Origin of the sequence: Arthrobacter sp. UM1 (genome assembly GCF_020483305.1) — a bacterium.
Lineage (GTDB): Bacteria > Actinomycetota > Actinomycetes > Actinomycetales > Micrococcaceae > Falsarthrobacter.
The window spans coordinates 399,975-417,957 of the sequence record NZ_JACWAB010000001.1; the positions used below are offsets into that span (position 1 = coordinate 399,975).

Here is a 17,983-nt window from a genome sequence, read left to right on the forward strand (position 1 = left end):
ACCTAGTTTGCATTCTTGGTCGTCGGCTTGCGGTTGTACTCGTCTCCGACCTCGCCCTTGGGCAGCTCGGCCATCTTGGCCTTGAACTGGTCCTCAGGGAGCACGACGACGTTGAAGAGCATCTCCGAGTGGTACTCACCGCAGAGCTCCGCGCACTTGCCCTGGTAGGTGCCCGCCTTCTGCGGGGTCAGGGTCAGGAAGTTCGTGTGGCCGGGGATCATGTCCCGCTTCTCGAGGAACTGCGGGATCCAGAAGGAGTGGATGACGTCACGGGACTGGAGCTCGAACTCCACGCTCTTGCCCTCGGGGAGGTAGAGGGTGGGAAGCGTCTTCTCCACGCCCGTCTCGCCGGTCGGCGAGAGGTGCGCCTGAGTGCCCTGGAAGTAGTGCTTGTCACCCTTGACGTTGTAGTTGAAGTCCCAGGCCCACTGCTTGCCGTAGACCTTGATCTTCACGTCCGGGTCAGCGACACGCTGGTCGACCTGGCGCTGCGTCTTGTCCGTGAAGAAGAACAGCACCATGATCATGAACAGCGGCAGGGCCGTGTAGAGGATCTCCAGCGGCAGGTTGTAGGAGATCTGCCGCGGGTAGCCGACATCGCCCTTGCGGCGGCGGTAGGCCACGAGGCACCAGAGCAGCAGAACCCAGGTCAGAAGGCCGACGGCGAGGGCGGCGATCCACGAGTGCACCCAGAGATTGCTGAGCGCCTCGGTGTTGTTGGTCATGTCGTTGCTGCCAGGCAGCCAGCCGCGCTTGGCCTCCTCGCTGCAACCGGACAGCGCCACCGCGACAAGCGGCAGGACAGCCGCGCCCTTGAGGAGGTTGCGGCTTCCGCGCCCCGCACGTTCTTGCGAACCCACGTAACGGCCCTTTCTGTCGAAATATCCGCTGTCTACCGGCCAATCACATGCCGTCCGGGAGCCAACGACTGAAAGTCTCAGAACTTTCACGGTCAATTACTACTCATCGTAGAGCTTACCCGCCCTTGGGGGTGATTGTGCACTCCTGTGCGATGTGGCGGACCGGAAATTCGAGCTCGAGACCCCTCAGGATGCGCCGACGGCCCGTCCCCAGACGGGAACGGGCCGCGCGGAGCCGGGCGAGCGGCTAGTGGAACGAGTCGCCGCAGGCGCAGGATCCCTCCGCGTTCGGGTTGTCGATGGTGAAGCCCTGCTTCGAGATGGTGTCCTCGAAGTCGATGGACGCGCCCGAAAGATACGGCACGCTCATCTTGTCCACGACGACCTCAACGCCGTCGAAGTCCTTGACCGCGTCCCCGTCGAGGAGCCGCTCGTCGAAGTAGAGCTGGTAAATCAAGCCGGAGCAGCCGCCCGGCTGGACCGCGACACGCAGGCGCAGATCCTGACGCCCCTCCTGCTCGAGGAGGCTGCGGACCTTCGCAGCGGCGACGTCAGAGAGCTCCACGTCATGAGTCGGCAGCTCGGTCTGCTCAGTGACCTCGGTGCTCATCTGTACTCCTTCCTCGCTCGCCTCTGTCCGGGCGGCGATACGACTTCGGTGTCGAGTCTAGTCCTGGACGCCTGGGCCGTCTCCCCTGCTCGCTCCCGGCGAATCCGGAGACCCGGAGGCACCGGAGACCGCAGAGCCGCCAGCGGCTCTCAGCGCACCTCAGCGGCACGCGCCAAGAGGAGCGTCTCCGCGAGGATGGCGGACTTGAAGTCCCCGAGGTCCAGGGACTCGTTGGCCGAGTGGGCTCGCGTGTCCGGGTCTTCGACGCCCGTGACGAGGATCTCGGCCTCCGGGTAGACCTGCTTGAGGTCTGCGATGAAGGGAATCGAGCCGCCCATGCCCATCTCGACGGCCTGGGTGCCGAACCCCTCCGTGAGGGCCGCGAGGGCCGCCTTGGCGAACGGCTCGTCCGTCTTCGTGGAGAAGGGCTGGCCCTGTTCTCCCGGGTGGAACCGGATCTCCGCGCCGAAGACGTCGAGCTCCTCGACGTGGCGGGCGAGCGCGTCCATGGCCGCAGCCGGGTCCTGACCCGGGGCGATCCGGAGGCTCACCTTCGCGCTGGCCTCGCTGAGCAGCGTATTGGAGGCGACCGCGACGGCAGGGGCATCGATCCCGATGACGGAGAGGGCGGGCTTGTTCCACAGCCGCCCGGTCAGGCTGCCGGTGCCGGCGAGGCGGCTCGTCTCGAGCAGGCCCGCGTCCCGGGCGAAGTCCGCCTCGGCGTAGTCGAGGCCCGTCTCCCCCTCGTTCTGGTGCAGGCCCGCGACGGCGACAGCGCCGTCGTCGTCGTGGAACGAGGCGATGACCCGGCCGAGCACGGTGAGCGCGTCGAGGACGGGCCCGCCGAACATCCCCGAGTGGGACGCGTGCTCGGCGACGCGGACGGTCACGGTGCCGTCCACGAGGCCGCGGAGGGAGGTGGTGAGGGCGGGGGTGCCGACGACCCAGTTGCTCGAGTCGGCGACGACGATCGCGTCCGCGCGCAGCTTCTCCCGGTGCTCCTCGAGGAAGGCGCGGAAGGTGGGCGAGCCGGCCTCCTCCTCGCCCTCGACGAACAGGGTGACGCCGACGGGCAGGCGGCCGCCGAAGTGCTTGACGAGGTTCCGGACCGCGGAGATGTGGAGCATGACGCCGGCTTTGTCGTCGGCCGTGCCGCGGCCGTAGAGACGGCCGCCGCGCTCCGTGGCCTCGAACGGCTCGGTGTCCCAGAGGGCGCGGTCCTGCGGCGGCTGCACGTCGTGGTGCGCGTAGAGGAGGACGGTGGGGGCGCCCTCCGGCGCCGGAATGGAGGCGACGACGGCGGGGCCGCCGGTCACCGTCTTCTCCCCGCCTGCTTCCCCCGCGGAGAGGGACGCCCGGTGGATCTCCACCGACTCGAAGCCGGCGTCCCGTGCCAGAGCGGCCACGGCCTCGGCCGATCGCTCGAGGTGCGCGGGGTCGAAGGACTCCCAGGCGATGCCGGGGATGGCCACGAGAGAGGAGAGGTCGGCGACCGCGCGGTCGAAGCCGGACTCGACCAGCGCACGCGCCTCGTCGAGCGAGAGGGCGGGAGAAGAGGTGTCAGTCATGTCACTCAGCCTATCCGCCGCCGGTAGAATGGGCAGGGTGTTTGGGAAGAAGAGCGAGAAGCTGACGGAGGCGCACGCCTCAGAGACCACCGCCTCGGAGACCGCTCCGTCCTCGGGGACGGGATCCACGGCGGCTGGCGCGGCCAGCCGGACGGGGACGCCGAAGACGGCCGAGACCGGCCCGGCGGAGCAGTCGCCGCGCGAACGGCGGCACCCCCAGGAGAAGAAGGGCGCGCCCACCCCGACCCGGCGGGAGCGCGAGGCGGCCCGGAAGCGGCCGCTCGTGACGAACGACCCGAAGGAAGCCCGGCGCCAGCGCCGCGAGGCGCGCGCCGCCGAGGCGGAGAAGGTCCGCGAGTCCTTCAAGACGGGCGACGAGCGCTACCTGCCGCCGAAGCACCGCGGCGCGAACCGCCGGCTGGTCCGCAAGGTCGTGGACGAGCGCTTCCGGATTCCGGAGATCATGATCTTCGTCCTGTTGCCGTTCGTCATCCTCTCGCTCGTGCTCTCCACGAACATGGAGGTGCAGAAGGCCATCTCCAACATCTTCATGGCGTTCATCCTCCTCGTGGCCGTCGAGGTCTTCCTCTGCGTCCGCTCGCTGCGCAAGCGCCAGGCCGAGACCGGCACAGAGCGCCAGCGGGGCGACGTCTTCTACGTCATCGAGCGGATCATCATGTTCCGCAAGTTCCGCACTCCCGCCGTCGGCGTCTGACCGCCCGGCCTCGGAGAACGCAGAGAGCCCGCCGCAGCCGTTCGCTGCGGCGGGCTCTCTGCTGTGCTTGGGCGCTCCGATGTGCGCGGGCTCTCTGCTGTGCGCAGGTCCGGCTCAGCGGCGCCGGGCGAGGCCTCGGTTGATGCGCCAGGCCCAGAACGGCCCCTCGTAGAGGAAGGCCGTATATCCCTGGACGAGGTCGGCGCCGGCGTCGAGGCGCTCGGCGACGTCCTCCGGCGTCGTCACTCCCCCGACGGAGACCACGGTGCGGCCCTCCCCCAGGCTGGAGCGCAGCAGGCGGAGGACCTCCAGGGAGCGCTCCTTGAGCGGGGCGCCGGAGAGGCCGCCCGCGCCGATCTCCTCGACGCGGGCCGCGGGGGTGCGGAGGCCCTCGCGTCCGATCGTGGTGTTCGTGGCGATGACGCCGTCGAGCCCGATCCGCTCGACAAGCGCCGCCACATCGCGGACGTCCTGATCCGCGAGGTCCGGGGCGATCTTCACGAGCAGCGGGATCCGGCGGCCCGCGGCCTCTGCCTCCTCGCGGACGGCCGTGAGGATGGGCTCGAGCGAGTCGGCGGACTGCAGAAGCCGCAGCCCCGGGGTGTTGGGCGAGGAGACGTTGACCGCCATGTAGTCGGCGTGCGGCGCGAGCAGGCGGGCGGAGGCTCGGTAGTCCTCCACGGCGTGCTCGAGCTCCACGGCCTTCGTCTTGCCGATGTTGACGCCGACGATCGGGCGGCGGCGCCCGAAGCGCTTGGCCAGGGCCTCGCGGAGCGGGCGGATCCGCTCGGCCACGGCGGCGGCGCCGTCGTTGTTGAAGCCCATGCGGTTGATGACGGCGCGGTCCTCGACGAGGCGGAAGAGCCGGGGCTTCGGGTTGCCCGGCTGGGCCTGGGCCGTGACCGTGCCGAGCTCCACGTGGCCGAAGCCGAGGTCCGCGAGGGCCGTCACGCCGGCGCCGCGCTTGTCGAAGCCAGCGGCGAGGCCGAACGGAGACGGGAACTCGAGGCCCATGGCCTGCGTGGCCAGCGAGGGGGCAGGGCGGGTCAGCCTGCGCAGGACGGAGCTGACGCCGGTCTGCTCCACGAGCCGGATGAGGCGGAACCCGACCTCGTGGGCCCGCTCGGGGTCCATGCGGGAGAAGAGGACTTGAAAGACTGCCGGATAGATCTTCACGCGAGCCAGCCTATCGGGCGCGCGGTCCGCGGCCGGCTACCGCGACACCGCGTCCACGGCCCCGCCGTAGCGGCGGTCCCGCTGCGCGTAGGCCTCCACGGCCCGCCAGAGCGTCCGGCGGTCCACGTCCGGCCAGAGCTCGTCGATGAAGAGCATCTCGGCGTAGGTGGACTGCCAGGGAAGGAAGTTCGAGGTCCGCTGCTCCCCCGAGGTGCGGAGGAAGAGGTCCACGTCCGGGGCGTCCGGCTCGTAGAGGTAGCGCTGGAGGGTGGACTCCCGCACCGCGCCCGGCTTGAGGCGGCCGTCCGCGACGTCTCGGGTGATCCGGTTGACGGCGTCCACAATCTCGGCGCGGCCGCCGTAGTTGACGCACATCGTCAGCGTGCAGAGCGAGTTGTGCCGGGTGAGCTCCTCGGCGGCCTTCAGCTCCCGGACCACGGACTTCCAGAGCCGCGGCTCGCGGCCGCTCCAGCGGATGCGGACGCCCCACTCGTCGAGCACGTGGCTGCGGTCCCGCACCACGTCCCGCGAGAAGCCCATGAGGAAGCGGACCTCATCGGGCGAGCGCTTCCAGTTCTCCGTGGAGAACGCGTACACGGACACCTGCTCGATCCCGATCTCGACGGCGCCCGCCATGACCTCCATGAGCGCCCGCTCCCCCGCCTTGTGCCCCTCCGTGCGCGGCAGGCCGCGCCGGTTGGCCCAGCGGCCGTTGCCGTCCATGACGATGGCGACGTGCCTGGGGACGAACTGCCGCGGGATCGCCGGAGCCGTCTCGCCCGAGGGATGAGGGGGCGGCGGAACGGGGTGTCGGGTCATGGCTGCCTGTCGAGTCGGGTCAGGGTCGAGATGGTCTTCTCCAGGTGCCAGCCGAGGTAGGCCCGCACGAGCTGATGGGCCTGGCGGCGGGCGGCCTCGTCCGAGGCGAGCACCGCGGACCAGTCACCCGATTTTAGCGAGGAGAGCAGCTCCCGCGTGCCAGGCCGAAGGATCGTGGCGCCGGGGAGGCGGACGAGCGCCGTGCTCAGCACTCCTCCATGGCTCGGCGAGAAGCTCGTGAGGCCCTGGGTCTCCCCCGTCACAGCGCAGGATTCGACGCTCATGTCCCACCCGGAGCGAGCCATGGCCCTCAGGGCGAAGGCGTCGAACACCTGCTGGGGAGGATAGCGACGGCGGGCGAGGGCGGCGACCGCGCCGTGGACGAGGTCGAAGTACTCCGCCTGCGGGTCGTCCCTCCAGAGCACCTCGGTCAGCTCGGCGAGGGCCGAGGCGTACATGAAGGCGTCGTAGTCCTGCACGATCCCGATCCCGTAGGAGGCCACGGAGACGGCCTGCGTCACGCGGTCCAGCGAGCGGCCCTCGGCGAGGTGGCAGTCCGAGACCATGAACGGCTCGAGCCGGGAGCCGAAGCGGCTCGCCGTCTTGCGGACGCCCTTCGCCACCGCCCGCACGAGTCCCCGTTCAGCCGTGGCGAGCACGAGGATCCGGTCCGACTCCCCGAGGTCGTACGTCCGCAGCACGACGACGCGGCTCGAGTAGGTGCGCGCGCGTCCGGAGTTCACCTGTTCAGGCTACGCCAGCAGCGGCCGCAGACGCCGAAGGGCCCCTCCCCGAGGGGAAGGGCCCTGTCAGGCGGGGCGGCCGTTCGGCCGCCGGCCTGCCGGACATCAGGCCGACTCGGCCTCGTCCAGCCGGACGGCGCGGTTGACCGCCGAGACCACGGCGTTGAGGGAGGCCGTCGTCGTGTTGTCGTGGATGCCCACGCCCCAGAGGACGCGGCCGCCCACCGCGCACTCCACGTACGCGGCGGCCCGCGAGCCCTCGCCCGAGCTCAGGGAGTGCTGGACGAAGTCGAGCACGCGGACGTCGACGCCCTCCTGGCTGAAGACGCCGACGAGCGCGTCCACCGGACCGGTGCCCGAGGCGATGCGGGTGGCGGTCCGCTCGCCGTCGTCGATCTTGAGCTCCAGGGAGAAGGACTCGTCGTCCTGCGTCTGGGTGCGGACGTCGTGAATCCGGAAGCGGCCCCACTGCTGGGACTCGTCCGCGCTGCGCGAGGGCAGGTACTCGTCCGTGAAGACCTTCCAGAGCTCCTCGCCGGTGACCTCGCCGCCCTGCGTGTCGTTGCGGTGCTGGACGACCTTGGAGAACTCGATCTGGGCGCGCCGCGGCAGGTCCAACTGGTGCTCGGTCTTGAGCAGGTAGGCCACGCCGCCCTTGCCGGACTGCGAGTTGACGCGGATGACCGCGTCGTAGGAGCGGCCGATGTCCTTCGGGTCGATCGGCAGGTATGGCACGCCCCAGGGCATGGCCTCGACCGGCTTGCCGGCCGCGGCCGCGTCCCGCTCCATGTGCTCGAAGCCCTTCTTGATGGCGTCCTGGTGGGAGCCGGAGAAGGCCGTGAAAACGAGGTCTCCGCCGTAGGGCGAGCGCTCGTGCACCTTGATCTGGTTGCAGTGCTCCGCCGTGCGCCGGATGTGGTCCATGTCGGAGAAGTCGATCTGCGGGTCGATCCCCTGGCTGAACAGGTTCATGCCCAGCGTGACGAGGTCGACGTTGCCCGTGCGCTCTCCGTTGCCGAACAGGCAGCCCTCGATGCGGTCCGCGCCGGCCAGGTAGCCCAGCTCCGCGGCGGCGACGCCCGTGCCCCGGTCATTGTGGGGGTGGAGCGAGAGGACAACGTGCTCGCGGTGGGCGAGGTTCCGGTTCATCCACTCGATCGAGTCCGCGTACACGTTCGGCGTGATCATCTCGACCGTGGCGGGCAGGTTGACGATGACCTCCCGCCCTTCGCCGATCTCGAAGACCTCGGTCACCTCGTTGCAGATCCGCGCCGCGAACTCGAGCTCGGTGCCCGTGAAGGACTCCGGCGAGTACTCGTAGGTGATGTCCGTGCCCTTGAGCTGCTCCTCGTACTTGCGGCAGATGCGGGCGCCCTGGGTGGCGATGTCCACGATCCCGTCCTGGTCCTGCCCGAAGACCACCCTGCGCTGCAGGACGGAGGTCGAGTTGTAGAGGTGCAGGATCGCGCGGTCCGCGCCCTCGAGCGCCTCGAAGGTCCGCTCGATGAGATGCTCGCGGGCCTGGGTCAGGACCTGGATGTGGACGTCGTCCGGGATGCGGTCCTGCTCGACCAGCTGGCGGACGAAGTCGAAGTCCGTCTGCGACGCGGCCGGGAAGCCGACCTCGATCTCCTTGAAGCCCATGCCCACGAGGAGATCGAACATCTTGAGCTTGCGCTCCGTGTTCATCGGGTCGATGAGGGCCTGGTTCCCGTCCCGCAGATCCACGGCGCACCAGCGGGGCGCCTTCTCAAGGCGCCGCCCAGGCCAGGTGCGGTCCGGAAGGTCAACGGTGATCTGCTCGTGGAAAGGCGTGTACTTGCCGAACGGCATTCCTGACGGCTTCTGCAGATTCTTCACCTTGGTGCCCTCACATTCGAGTGACTACGTCGCCCCGGCCGGACCGCCGGGGATATGTGAAACGTAGCACCGCCCCTCGAGGACCGTCCGACACGTGGTCGCTCTGGTCTCAATATCTGAGACACTGCGCGCACCGTCGGCTGCCGCCGCCGACAACTCGACCGTGCGCGGCTACTCGCTGGGGTTCCCCTGCTGGCACGTCACCTGGTCCGCGGTCTGCCCGCTCAGTCCGCCCGAGACGGACTGGCCCGAGGAGCCGACCGTGCCGCCCTGCTGGAAGTCCTGGCCGACGACGACCTCGAGCCCCTCGACGGCCCCCGTGCGGACCAGCTGGGCGTCCTGGACCTTGAGCTTCGCGGCCAGGGCCTTCGCCGCCTGCTCGTAGCCGTCCGAGTAGAGGATCTGCGTGGTCGGGACCGGAGAGGGCGCCTTGCCCGTGTCCAGGGCGAGAGGCCATCCCAGCCGCTTGAGCTGGGCCTCGACCGCGCGGGACCGGCCTGCCCGTCCGCTGGCGTCCGTCACCGCGAGGGGCACGAGCGAGGGGTCCACGGAGGCCGCGGGGTCCTCCTCCGCCGCCTGTGTCGGCGAGGGAGCCGGGGCCGGCGCAGCGGTCTGCTCGGACGCGGAGCGCCCGGGCGTTCCGCCCTGGGACGGCCGGCTCGGGGCCTTCGGCGAGGGCGCGGCCGGCTTCGCGGTGACGTCCCCGTCCCGGCGCAGGATGGAGAAGAGCCGCTGGGCCTTGGGCTGGTCCACCGCGAGCCGGTTGGGGTCCGGAGCGTACGTCGTCGTCGGGAGCGTCACGAAGGCGATGTTCCCGAGCTGGGCGTCGTTCATGTTCTTGGCCACGGAGATGAGGGTCGGGATGTCGGAGAGCCCCTCGTCCACGGTGAGGTTCTGCGTCATGACGTCCGCGATGCCGTAGAGCTTCGGGACGTCGCTGAGCGTTCCCTCCCCCTTCACCTTGCGCGTCAGAGAGGCCATGAAGGCCTGTTGGGCGCGGATGCGGCCGATGTCCCCGCCGTCCGCGAACCCGTGGCGTGTGCGCAGGAAAGAGAGGGCCTGGTCCCCCTTGACGGTCGAGATCCCGGCGGGGAGGTCGAGGCCCGACTGCGGGTCCTTGACCGCCGAGTTGAGACAGACGTCCACGCCGCCCACCGCGTTGGAGATCTCCTTGACGGCGTTGAAGTCCGCCATCATGAAGTGGTCGATGTTGAGGCCGGTCAGCTCGTTCACCGCGGCGACCGTGCACCCCGGCCCGCCGTAGCTCAGGGCGTAGTTGAGCATGGCGAGGTCCTGGGCGGGATACGTCTTCTTCGTGGCCGGATCCGTGCACGCCGGGAGCGGCACGAGGGTGTCCCGGGGGAAGCTCACCACGGTGACGCGCTTCCGGTCCTGGGAGACGTGCAGGAGCATCATGACGTCAGAGTGGCCCTGGCCGGCCGTGAACTGGGCGCCGCCGTACTTGCCGTTCGCCCCCGATCGGGTGTCCGTCCCGAGGAGAAGGATGTCCAGAGGGCCGCCCTGCCCCACGGGCTGGGCGTTCTGTCCGAGCGTCAGAGGAGCCGTTCGGAAATTGGACCGGAGGCGCCCGACAAGCCCTGCGCCTGCGATGAGCGCCAGCACGAGAGCGCACGAGACGGCCCAGAGGCCCCGGCGCCGCAGGCGCGCCCGCGAAACGGCGGACTGGCTGCGCTCCACCGCCTGCCGCCGGTAGCGGCGAGCGCGGCGTCCCAGTGCCTCGGGCGCCGCCGAGCGCTCCCGCGAGTCCATCGCTAGAAGCCGAGCCGGTTGAGCTGCTTCGGATCCCGCTGCCAGTCCTTGAGCACCTTGACGTGCAGGTCGAGGTGGACCTGCGTGCCGAGGCGCTTCTGGATGGCGGGACGGGCGGCCGCGCCGATCGACTTCAGCCGGGATCCGCCCTTGCCGATGACGATGGCCTTCTGGCTCGGACGCTCCACGTAGACGGTCACCCGGACGTCCGTGAGCGGCTTCTCGGCCGGCCGGTCCTCCCGGGGCACGACCTCCTCCACGGCGACGGCGAGCGAGTGCGGCAGCTCGTCGCGGACGCCCTCGAGCGCCGCCTCGCGGACGAGCTCCGCGATGTAGGTGGTGTCCGACTCGTCCGTCACGGCGTCCGTGGGGTACAGCGGCGCGGACTCGGGCATGTGCTCTGCGAGGACGGAGGCGAGACGGCCGATCTGGTAGTCCGAGACGGCCGACACGGGGACGATGGCGTCCCAGCCGCGGCCGTCCGTGATCTCCCGGCCGAGGGCCTCGACCGCCACGAGCTGCTCGCCGAGGGCCTGGCGGGAGACGGTGTCCGCCTTGGTCACGACGGCGATGAGGGGCTTGCGCCCCATGTCCCGCACGTGCTGCGCGATGTAGCGGTCTCCCGGCCCGATGGCCTCGTTCGCGGGGAGGCAGAAGGCGATGGCGTCCACGTCCGCCAGGGTCTCCGAGACGAGCTCGTTGAGGCGCTTGCCGAGGAGGGTCCGGGGCCGGTGGAGGCCGGGGGTGTCCACGAGGACGATCTGGTGCCCCTCGCCGTGGACGATGCCGCGGATCGTGTGCCGCGTCGTCTGCGGCTTGTTCGAGGTGATCGCGATCTTGTCCCCCACGAGCGCGTTGGTCAGGGTGGACTTGCCGACGTTCGGGCGGCCGACGAACGAGAGGAAGCCTGCGCGGAAGCCCTCCTGCGCGGGGGCGAACTGGGGCGGGCCGCTCGGGGCGGCGCTGCGCTCGTCGATCATTCCTCGTCCTCCGTGTCAGGTTCGAGCTCAGGGGTGTGGTGCACGATGACGTGCGAGATCTGGTGCCGGCGGCCCTGCTGGCGGGATGCCCGGAGCGAGAGCGTCCCGATCTCCCCGGCGCTGCCCTCGATGGGCACGCGCCCGATGGCCTTGGCGAGGAGCCCGCCCACCGTCTCGACGTCGTCGTACTCCAGCTCGATGCCGAGGAGGTCCGCGAGGTCGTCCACGTTCATGCGCGCGGCGACCTCCCAGCCGCCGTCGGCGAGGGGAGCAGGCTCCGAATCCTTCGCATCATACTCGTCCGCAATGTCTCCGACGATCTCCTCGAGCACATCCTCGAGGGTGACGAGGCCCGCGGTGCCTCCGTACTCGTCCACGACGATGGCCACGTGGATGGACTCGCGCTGGAGCTCGCGCATGAGGTCCGTGGCCCGCATCGAGTCGGGGACGTAGCGGACGTCTCGGCAGATCTCGCGAACCTGCTGCTCCTGAGCCTCCCACGGCTCGAGGTGGCCCCACGCGGGCGCCGTCGTGCTGAGCCGCGCCGCGACGTCCTTGAAGTAGAGCATTCCGACGATGTCGTCCGCGTCCTCGTTGATGACCGGCACGCGGGAGAATCCCGAGCGGAGGAAGAGGCGCATCGCCCTCTCGAGGGTCTCGTCCTTGTGGATCGTGATCATGTCCGTCCGCGGGACCATGAGGCTCGCCACGAGCGTGTCGTCGAGGTCGAAGACGGAGTGGATCAGCTCCGCCTCCTCGTCCTCGATGTAGTCCGCGCTGGAGGCCCGGTCCACGAACTCGCGGAACTCGTCCTCCGTGAAGAACGCGTCGTCCATCGGGGCGCCCTTGCCCGCGAGCGACTGCCCGAGCCTCGCCAGCCAGCGCGGGATGGGCCCGAGGAGGACGCACAGCCAGCGGACCATCGGGGCGGTGGCGACGACGACGGCGCTCGAGTGCGCACGGCCGAACTGGCGCGGCGAGACGCCCACGATGACGAACGAGATGCCGGTGATGACCACCGTGGTGATGAGGCCCGCGAGCCACACGTTCTCGATGAGCTGCGCCGCCATGAGCGCGATGGCGATCGCGGCGGCCATCTCGAAGAAGATGCGCAGGAACCGGACCCCGTGGAGGTGGTCCCGCGGACGCGCCAGGATCTTCTGGATCGAGCGCCCGTTGCGCCCGCGCCCGAGACGCTCGGCGTCGGAGCGGGGCAGATAGCTGAGGGCCGACTCGCTGGAGAGCAGAACGGCCGCGAGGGTGATCGCGGCGACGAAGAGCAGGCCGAGGAGCAGGTAGGTCACGCCGTCGTCGCCTTCGGAGCGGGACGGCCCAGGAACGCGGTGAGCAGCCTGTCCTGGAGCGCGAACATCTCGGCCTTCGCCTCGTCCGAGTCGTGGTCGAAGCCCATGAGGTGGAGGAGGCTGTGGGTGAGCAGCAGGAGCATCTCGTCCTGCGCGCTGTGCCCCTGCGCCGCCGCCTGCTCGGCCGCGACGTGTGGACAGATCGCCACGTCCCCGAGGACGCCGGCGCCGGTCCGCGAGCCCGGCTGCCCGGGACGGAGCTCGTCCATGGGGAAGCTCATGACGTCGGTGGGGCCTTCCAGGTCCATCCACTCGACGTGGAGCCGGGCCATCTCCTCGGGGTCGATGAGCGTGACGGCCACGTCCGTCTCCGGGTGCAGGTGCATGGCGTCGAGCACGAAGCGCGTGCACGCGACCATCTGCTCCGCGTCCGCCTCCGCCTCGGTCTCGTTGACGAACTCGATGCTCATCGGCGGCCCCCGCTCCGGGCGGAGCGCTCGTCCCAGGCGCCGTAGGCGTTGACGATGTCGCTGACCAGGCGGTGGCGCACCACGTCCTCGGCGCCGAGATGGACGAAGTCGATGTCCTCGACCCCGTCCAGGACCGCCTCGACGGTCCGCAGCCCGCCCTGGGCCCCGCCGGGCAGGTCCACCTGGGAGGCGTCCCCGGTGACGACCATCTTCGAGCCGAAGCCGAGCCGGGTCAGGAACATCTTCATCTGGTCTGCGGTGGTGTTCTGCGCCTCGTCGAGGATGATGAAGGCGTCGTTGAGCGTCCGTCCGCGCATGAACGCGAGCGGGGCCACTTCAATGGTCCCGGCCTCCATGAGGCGCGGGATGGACTCCGGGTCCACCATGTCGTGGAGCGCGTCGTAGAGCGGCCTCAGGTAGGGATCGATCTTCTCGTTGAGGGAGCCCGGGAGGTATCCGAGCCGCTCCCCCGCCTCGACGGCGGGCCTCGTCAGGATGATCCGGCTGACCTCCTTGCGCGTGAGCGCCTGGACGGCCTTGGCCATGGCGAGATAGGTCTTGCCCGTGCCCGCGGGGCCGAGGCCGAAGACGATCGTGTGGTCGTCGATCGCCTCGACGTACCTCTGCTGGTTGAGCGTCTTGGGCCGGATGTTCTTGCCGCGCGTGGAGAGGATGCTCGTGGTGAGGACCTGCGAGGGCGCGGGAGCCGGATCGCCCGTCTCGGCGGGGCCTCGCCGAAGCATCGAGACGACCTGCTCCACGACGTGCTCGCCGATGAGCGTCCCCCGCTGCGCGATGGTCCGCAGCTCGCCCAGGACCTCCAGAGCCTGCGAGGCGCCCTCCGGAGCATCCGAGACGATGCGGACGTGCTGGCCCCGCGGGACCAGGCGCGTCCCGGGCAGGAAGGATTCGAGCAGGGAGATGTTGGAGTCCCCTGCTCCGAGGACGCGGAGGGACTCCTCCACGGATCCGAACGAGAAGACGCTCTCAGTGGGCTCGCTGTGCACAGTCATCCCCACCAGTCTAGGACGAGGACGGGTCAGGAGGCGGTCACCGCCCAGACGGCCCGCGCCGTCGCCATGGCCGCCGGGCCCGCGGAGGAGGCGCGGAGGATGAGGCGGCCGAGCGAGGCGAGCCGCGCGCCCGCCTCCACGAGCTGCCGCGTCTCCTTCTCCGAGATGCCGCCCTCGGGGCCGACGACGACGTACACGTCCTCCGCCTCCGTCCCGGCGAAGACCTGGGCGGCGGCGTCCTCGGCGTCCTCGTGGAGCACGACGACGAGCGCGCCCCGCTCCGTCCACTCGGCGACGCGGCGGGCGAGCGCAGGCGTGCCGACGAGCTCCTGCAGAACCGGTGTCCAGGGGCTGCGCGACTGCTTGGCGGCCGCCTCGAGCACGCTGCGCCACTTGGAGGCCGACTTCTCCCGCTTGGCCGCGGGCCACCGGGCCACCGAGCGGTCCGCCTCCCACGGGGCCACGCTCGCGGCGCCCAGCTCGGTGGCCGTCTCGATCGCGGCGAGATCCCGGTCTCCCTTGGCGAGGGCCTGGACGAGGTGCAGACGCGGGGCCGGGCGCTCCTCGCGAGACAGTTCGAGGACCTCGGCGACGAGCACGGGCGACTTCCCCGTCTCGGAGGCCGGATCCACGAGGGCGCGGCCCACGAGTCCCGCGCCGTCCGCAAGCAGGAGCTCCTCGCCCGGCTGGAGGCGGTGCACGGAGAGTGCGTGCCGGGCCTCCTGGCCCTCGATGCGCACGCGGACGCCGGCCTCCGCCCCCTCGAGGGCGGAGCCGGCGGCGAACTGGTGAAGGGTCACTGTCCCGTTCCGGTGAAGCGGCCCCGGAGGCGGGAGAAGACTCCGCCGCCGTGGGAGGCGTGGACCTCCGGCTGCGGGTTCTCCTCGCCGCGGAGGCTCGCGAGCTGCTCGAGCAGCTCCCGCTCTGCGGGCTTGAGCTTCGTGGGGGTCTCGACGTCGATCATGACGCGCAGGTCACCCCGCTCGTCCGTGCCGACGCCGTGGCGCAGCTTCTTGGCGCCGAGGCCGCGCAGCGTGCGCACCGCGCCGTGCTGGGTGCCCTGCTCGACATCCACCGTCTGGGGGCCGTCGAACGTGTCGATGCTGAGCGAGGCTCCGAGGGCGGCGCTCGTCATCGGCACGCGGATGTGGGTGAGGAGGTCGTCGCCGTCGCGCTCGAAGCGGTCGTTCGGCTTCACCTTGACCTCGACGTAGAGGTCTCCCGCCCGGCCGCCGGCGATGCCGGCCTCGCCCTCGCCGCGGAGCTGGATGCGGTTGCCCGAGCGGATGCCGCCCGGGACCTTGATCTTGATGGTCCGCCGCTCCTGGACGCGGCCCTGCCCCTGGCAGGTGACGCACGGGTGCTTGATGACCGTGCCGAAGCCCCGGCACGTGCCGCACGGCGCGATCGACTGCATGCGGCCCAGCGGGGTGACGACCTCCTGCGGGATCTGTCCCGCGCCGCCGCAGACGTCGCAGCGCATCGGCTCGGTGCCCGGCTCGCAGCAGGAGCCCGCGCACTTCTCGCAGACCACGGCCGTGCGGACGTCGACGCTCTTCGTCACGCCGAAGACCGCCTCCTCGAGGCTGAGCTGGAGGCCGATGAGCGCGTCCTGGCCCGGCTGCGTCCGCGAGGCGGGCCCGCGCTGGGCGCCGCCGCCGAAGAACTGGCCGAAGATGTCCCCGAAGTCGAAGCCGCCGAAGCCGCCCCCGCCGAAGCCCTGGGCTCCGTTGCCGTTCTCATCGCCGAACTGGTCGTAGTTCTGACGGCGCTGGGGGTCGCTGAGGACCTCGTACGCGTGCGAGACCTTCTTGAACTGGTCCGCGGCGTCCGGGTCCGGGTTGATGTCCGGGTGGAACGTGCGCGCGAGCTTCTTGTAGGCGCGCTTGATCTCCTCGGCCGAGGCGTCCTTGGAGACGCCCAGGGTCTCGTAGTGGCTCACAGTGGTGTGGATCCTTTACTCGTTGGCGTGGAGGATGCGGGTGACGTAGCGGGCGACGGCGCGGACGGCCGACATCGAGCTCGCGTAGTCCATGCGGGTGGGGCCGATGACGCCGAGGGCGCCGTCCTGCGCAGAGGGCACGCCGTAGTGGCCCAGGACCACGGCGGTCTCCGCCAGGGCGCCGTCGTTCTCCCGGCCGATGCGGACCTCGAGGTCCGTGTCCTCGGCCGCGATCTCCGCGAGCAGCTTCATGAGGACGACCTGCTCCTCGAGCGCCTCGAGGACGGGGGTGATGGTCGAGGCGAAGTCGCTCGTGGAGCGGGCGAGGTGTGCCGTTCCGCTCATGACGATCTTGCTCGTGGAGAAGGAGTCGCAGAGGTCCGCGCATGCCGCGGCCATCTCGGCGAGCCGCTGCGATCCGGACTGGCCGGGAGCGCCGCGGAGCACGCCCTCCGGCTCTCCCCCGCGGGCCGCCCGGGCCGCGGCCTGGGCCGCCTCGCGGAACCGGGCCGCGGCCAGCGCGAGCGGGAGACCGGAGGAGAGAGCCCGCAGGAAGTCACGGGACGCCGTGATCTCCGCCTCCGTGTGGCCCGGCGTGTGGACGGTGCGCTGCGTGACCGCTCCCGCGGAGGTGATGAGGACGACGAGCGCCACCGTCTCCGAGAGGCCGACGATCTCCAGCGTCTTGACGCTCGCCGACGAGGAGACCGGGTACTGGATGAGGGCCGCCTGATGGGTGAGCTGGCTCAGGAGCCGGACGGAGCGGCCCATGACGTCGTCCAGGTCCTCAGCGCCCTCGAGCAGGGTGCGGATGGCCTTCCGCTCCGCCGCCGAGAGCGGCTTGATCTCCGAGAGGCGGTCCACGAACGTCCGGTAGCCGCGGTCCGTGGGGATGCGGCCGGCGCTCGTGTGCGGAGCGGTGATGAGCCCCTCCTCCTCCAGCGCGGCCATGTCATTGCGGATGGTGGCCGGGGAGACGTTGAGGCTGTGCCGCTCCACGAGGGCTTTGGAGCCGACGGGCTCGCTCGTGGACACGTAGTCCTCGACGATGGCCCGGAGCACGGCCAGGCGGCGCTCGCTCGTCACGTCAGCTCACCCACTTTCCAGCAACTCGATTCCGCGGTGCTCGACGCTAGCACTCGGAGCGCCTCAGTGCTAAGTCTAATAGGGGTCGGACCGGCGCTCGCGGCCAGCGAACAGTCCGGGAACGACTACGACGCAGAACGACGACGCAGAACGGGGCCGTCCGTGCCGACATTCGACTACTCCTGGGGTCCGGGAGACATCTCCGCGAAGCCGCCTCGCCGCACCGTGAGAAAGGTCCCGGTGGAGCGGGACATGGTGCTCGAGGACGAGGCGAGCGGATTCGTCGGCGCCGTCGTGCGCATCGAGCGGATGGGCGGCGGGATCGTCGTCGAGCTCGAGGACCGCCACGGCGGGATCCGGGCGTTCCCCCTCGACTACGGGTTCCTCCTCGAGGGCGAGCAGGTGCAGCTCGCGCCGCCGGCACCGCGCGCGGCGGCGGGCGCGCCTCAGCGGACCGCGAGCGGCTCGGTCAAGGTGAGCGGACAGCGGGCCCGGACCGCGCGGGCCAGCCGCATCTGGGTGGAGGGCAAGCACGACGCGGAGCTCATCGAGAAGGTGTGGGGCGACGATCTGCGCGTCGAGGGGATCGTCGTGGAGCCCCTCCACGGCGTGGACGACCTCGCCGGCGCCATCGCCGAGTTCGGCCCCTCCGCGACGCGGCGCCTCGGCATCCTCGTGGACCACCTCGTCGAGGGGACCAAGGAGGCCCGGATCCGCGACGACGCGATGCGGACCCCGGGGCGCGGCGGGGAACGTGCTCATCGTGGGACACCCCTACGTGGACGTCTGGCAGACGGTCAAGCCCTCGGTGCTCGGCCTGCAGCGCTGGCCGGAGGTGCCGCGCGGCCGGGACTGGAAGACGGGCGTCCTCGAGGGCATCGGCTGGCCCTCGCGCACGACGGCGGACGTGGCCCAGGGATGGAAGCGGATCCTCGGCGCGGTGCGCACCTACGCGGACCTCGAGCCGAGCCTGCTCGGGCGAGTCGAAGAGGTCATCGACTTCGTGACCGTTCCCCAGGACTGAACGGGTGGGCTGCGGCCTCCCGCGCCGGCACGGGCTCGAACGC

General features: G+C 70.6%; 16 protein-coding genes and 1 pseudogene. 2 read left to right on the forward strand and 15 right to left on the reverse strand.

Translation table 11 applies throughout. From position 1 onward, the window contains the following. Positions 1–2: 2 nt before the first annotated feature. The 3 genes from coxB to H9I38_RS01900 form a co-directional block, all read right to left on the reverse strand. Positions 3–860: a cytochrome c oxidase subunit II gene (gene coxB / locus H9I38_RS01890; RefSeq protein WP_413463501.1), complete on the reverse strand. Its 858-nt coding sequence runs from the start codon at positions 858–860 to the stop codon at positions 3–5. A 247-nt stretch (positions 861–1,107) separates the two neighbouring features. Continuing rightward, positions 1,108–1,470, reverse strand: a complete 363-nt coding sequence (gene erpA, locus H9I38_RS01895; RefSeq protein ID WP_226336926.1) for an iron-sulfur cluster insertion protein ErpA — start codon at positions 1,468–1,470, stop codon at positions 1,108–1,110. A gap of 149 nt (positions 1,471–1,619) precedes the next feature. Continuing rightward, positions 1,620–3,038, reverse strand: a complete 1,419-nt coding sequence (locus H9I38_RS01900; protein WP_226336927.1) for a dipeptidase — start codon at positions 3,036–3,038, stop codon at positions 1,620–1,622. A 37-nt stretch (positions 3,039–3,075) separates the two neighbouring features. On the opposite strand from H9I38_RS01900, the gene H9I38_RS01905 reads away from it, so the two are divergent. Beyond that, entirely contained in the window at positions 3,076–3,753 is a 678-nt protein-coding gene (locus H9I38_RS01905; RefSeq protein WP_226336928.1) for a DUF3043 domain-containing protein, read from the forward strand. 114 nt (positions 3,754–3,867) lie between these two features. Here H9I38_RS01905 and H9I38_RS01910 read toward each other — a convergent pair whose 3' ends face one another. The 12 genes from H9I38_RS01910 to hrcA form a co-directional block, all read right to left on the reverse strand. Continuing rightward, on the reverse strand, positions 3,868–4,929 hold the full coding sequence (locus tag H9I38_RS01910; RefSeq protein ID WP_226336929.1) for a quinone-dependent dihydroorotate dehydrogenase: 1,062 nt from the start codon (positions 4,927–4,929) through the stop codon (positions 3,868–3,870). 36 nt (positions 4,930–4,965) lie between these two features. Further along, positions 4,966–5,748 carry an isoprenyl transferase gene (locus H9I38_RS01915; protein WP_226336930.1) on the reverse strand — a complete coding sequence of 261 codons (783 nt, stop codon included), beginning with the start codon at positions 5,746–5,748 and terminating at the stop codon, positions 4,966–4,968. Next, positions 5,745–6,491: a DNA repair protein RecO gene (recO, locus tag H9I38_RS01920; RefSeq protein ID WP_226336931.1), complete on the reverse strand. Its 747-nt coding sequence runs from the start codon at positions 6,489–6,491 to the stop codon at positions 5,745–5,747. The genes H9I38_RS01915 and recO overlap by 4 nt, the downstream gene beginning before the upstream one ends. Before the next feature lie 105 nt (positions 6,492–6,596). Continuing rightward, positions 6,597–8,351, reverse strand: coding sequence for a 2-isopropylmalate synthase (gene leuA / locus H9I38_RS01925; RefSeq protein ID WP_226336932.1), 1,755 nt, complete (start codon positions 8,349–8,351; stop codon positions 6,597–6,599). 171 nt (positions 8,352–8,522) lie between these two features. After that, the gene (locus tag H9I38_RS01930) at positions 8,523–10,121 is read right to left on the reverse strand and encodes an LCP family protein (protein ID WP_226336933.1); all 1,599 of its coding nucleotides are present in this window, start codon (positions 10,119–10,121) and stop codon (positions 8,523–8,525) included. Between the two features lie 2 nt (positions 10,122–10,123). Beyond that, entirely contained in the window at positions 10,124–11,101 is a 978-nt protein-coding gene (era, locus tag H9I38_RS01935) for a GTPase Era (RefSeq protein WP_226336934.1), read from the reverse strand. Then, a complete protein-coding gene (locus H9I38_RS01940) occupies positions 11,098–12,405 on the reverse strand; it encodes a hemolysin family protein (protein WP_226336935.1) in 1,308 nt (435 codons plus the stop codon). The genes era and H9I38_RS01940 overlap by 4 nt, the downstream gene beginning before the upstream one ends. Further along, positions 12,402–12,875, reverse strand: coding sequence for an rRNA maturation RNase YbeY (gene ybeY, locus H9I38_RS01945; RefSeq protein WP_226336936.1), 474 nt, complete (start codon positions 12,873–12,875; stop codon positions 12,402–12,404). The genes H9I38_RS01940 and ybeY overlap by 4 nt, the downstream gene beginning before the upstream one ends. After that, a complete protein-coding gene (locus H9I38_RS01950) occupies positions 12,872–13,888 on the reverse strand; it encodes a PhoH family protein (RefSeq protein WP_226336937.1) in 1,017 nt (338 codons plus the stop codon). Before H9I38_RS01950 ends, ybeY begins: the two co-directional genes overlap by 4 nt. A gap of 26 nt (positions 13,889–13,914) precedes the next feature. After that, entirely contained in the window at positions 13,915–14,688 is a 774-nt protein-coding gene (locus H9I38_RS01955) for a 16S rRNA (uracil(1498)-N(3))-methyltransferase (protein ID WP_226336938.1), read from the reverse strand. Then, on the reverse strand, positions 14,685–15,830 hold the full coding sequence (gene dnaJ / locus H9I38_RS01960) for a molecular chaperone DnaJ (RefSeq protein ID WP_226336939.1): 1,146 nt from the start codon (positions 15,828–15,830) through the stop codon (positions 14,685–14,687). Before dnaJ ends, H9I38_RS01955 begins: the two co-directional genes overlap by 4 nt. A 15-nt stretch (positions 15,831–15,845) precedes the next feature. Further along, entirely contained in the window at positions 15,846–16,916 is a 1,071-nt protein-coding gene (gene hrcA / locus H9I38_RS01965) for a heat-inducible transcriptional repressor HrcA (protein WP_226336940.1), read from the reverse strand. A gap of 252 nt (positions 16,917–17,168) precedes the next feature. Between hrcA and H9I38_RS01970 the strand changes: the two are divergent. Next, positions 17,169–17,940: pseudogene (locus tag H9I38_RS01970) on the forward strand (DUF3097 family protein). The last annotated feature ends 43 nt before the right edge of the window (positions 17,941–17,983 follow it).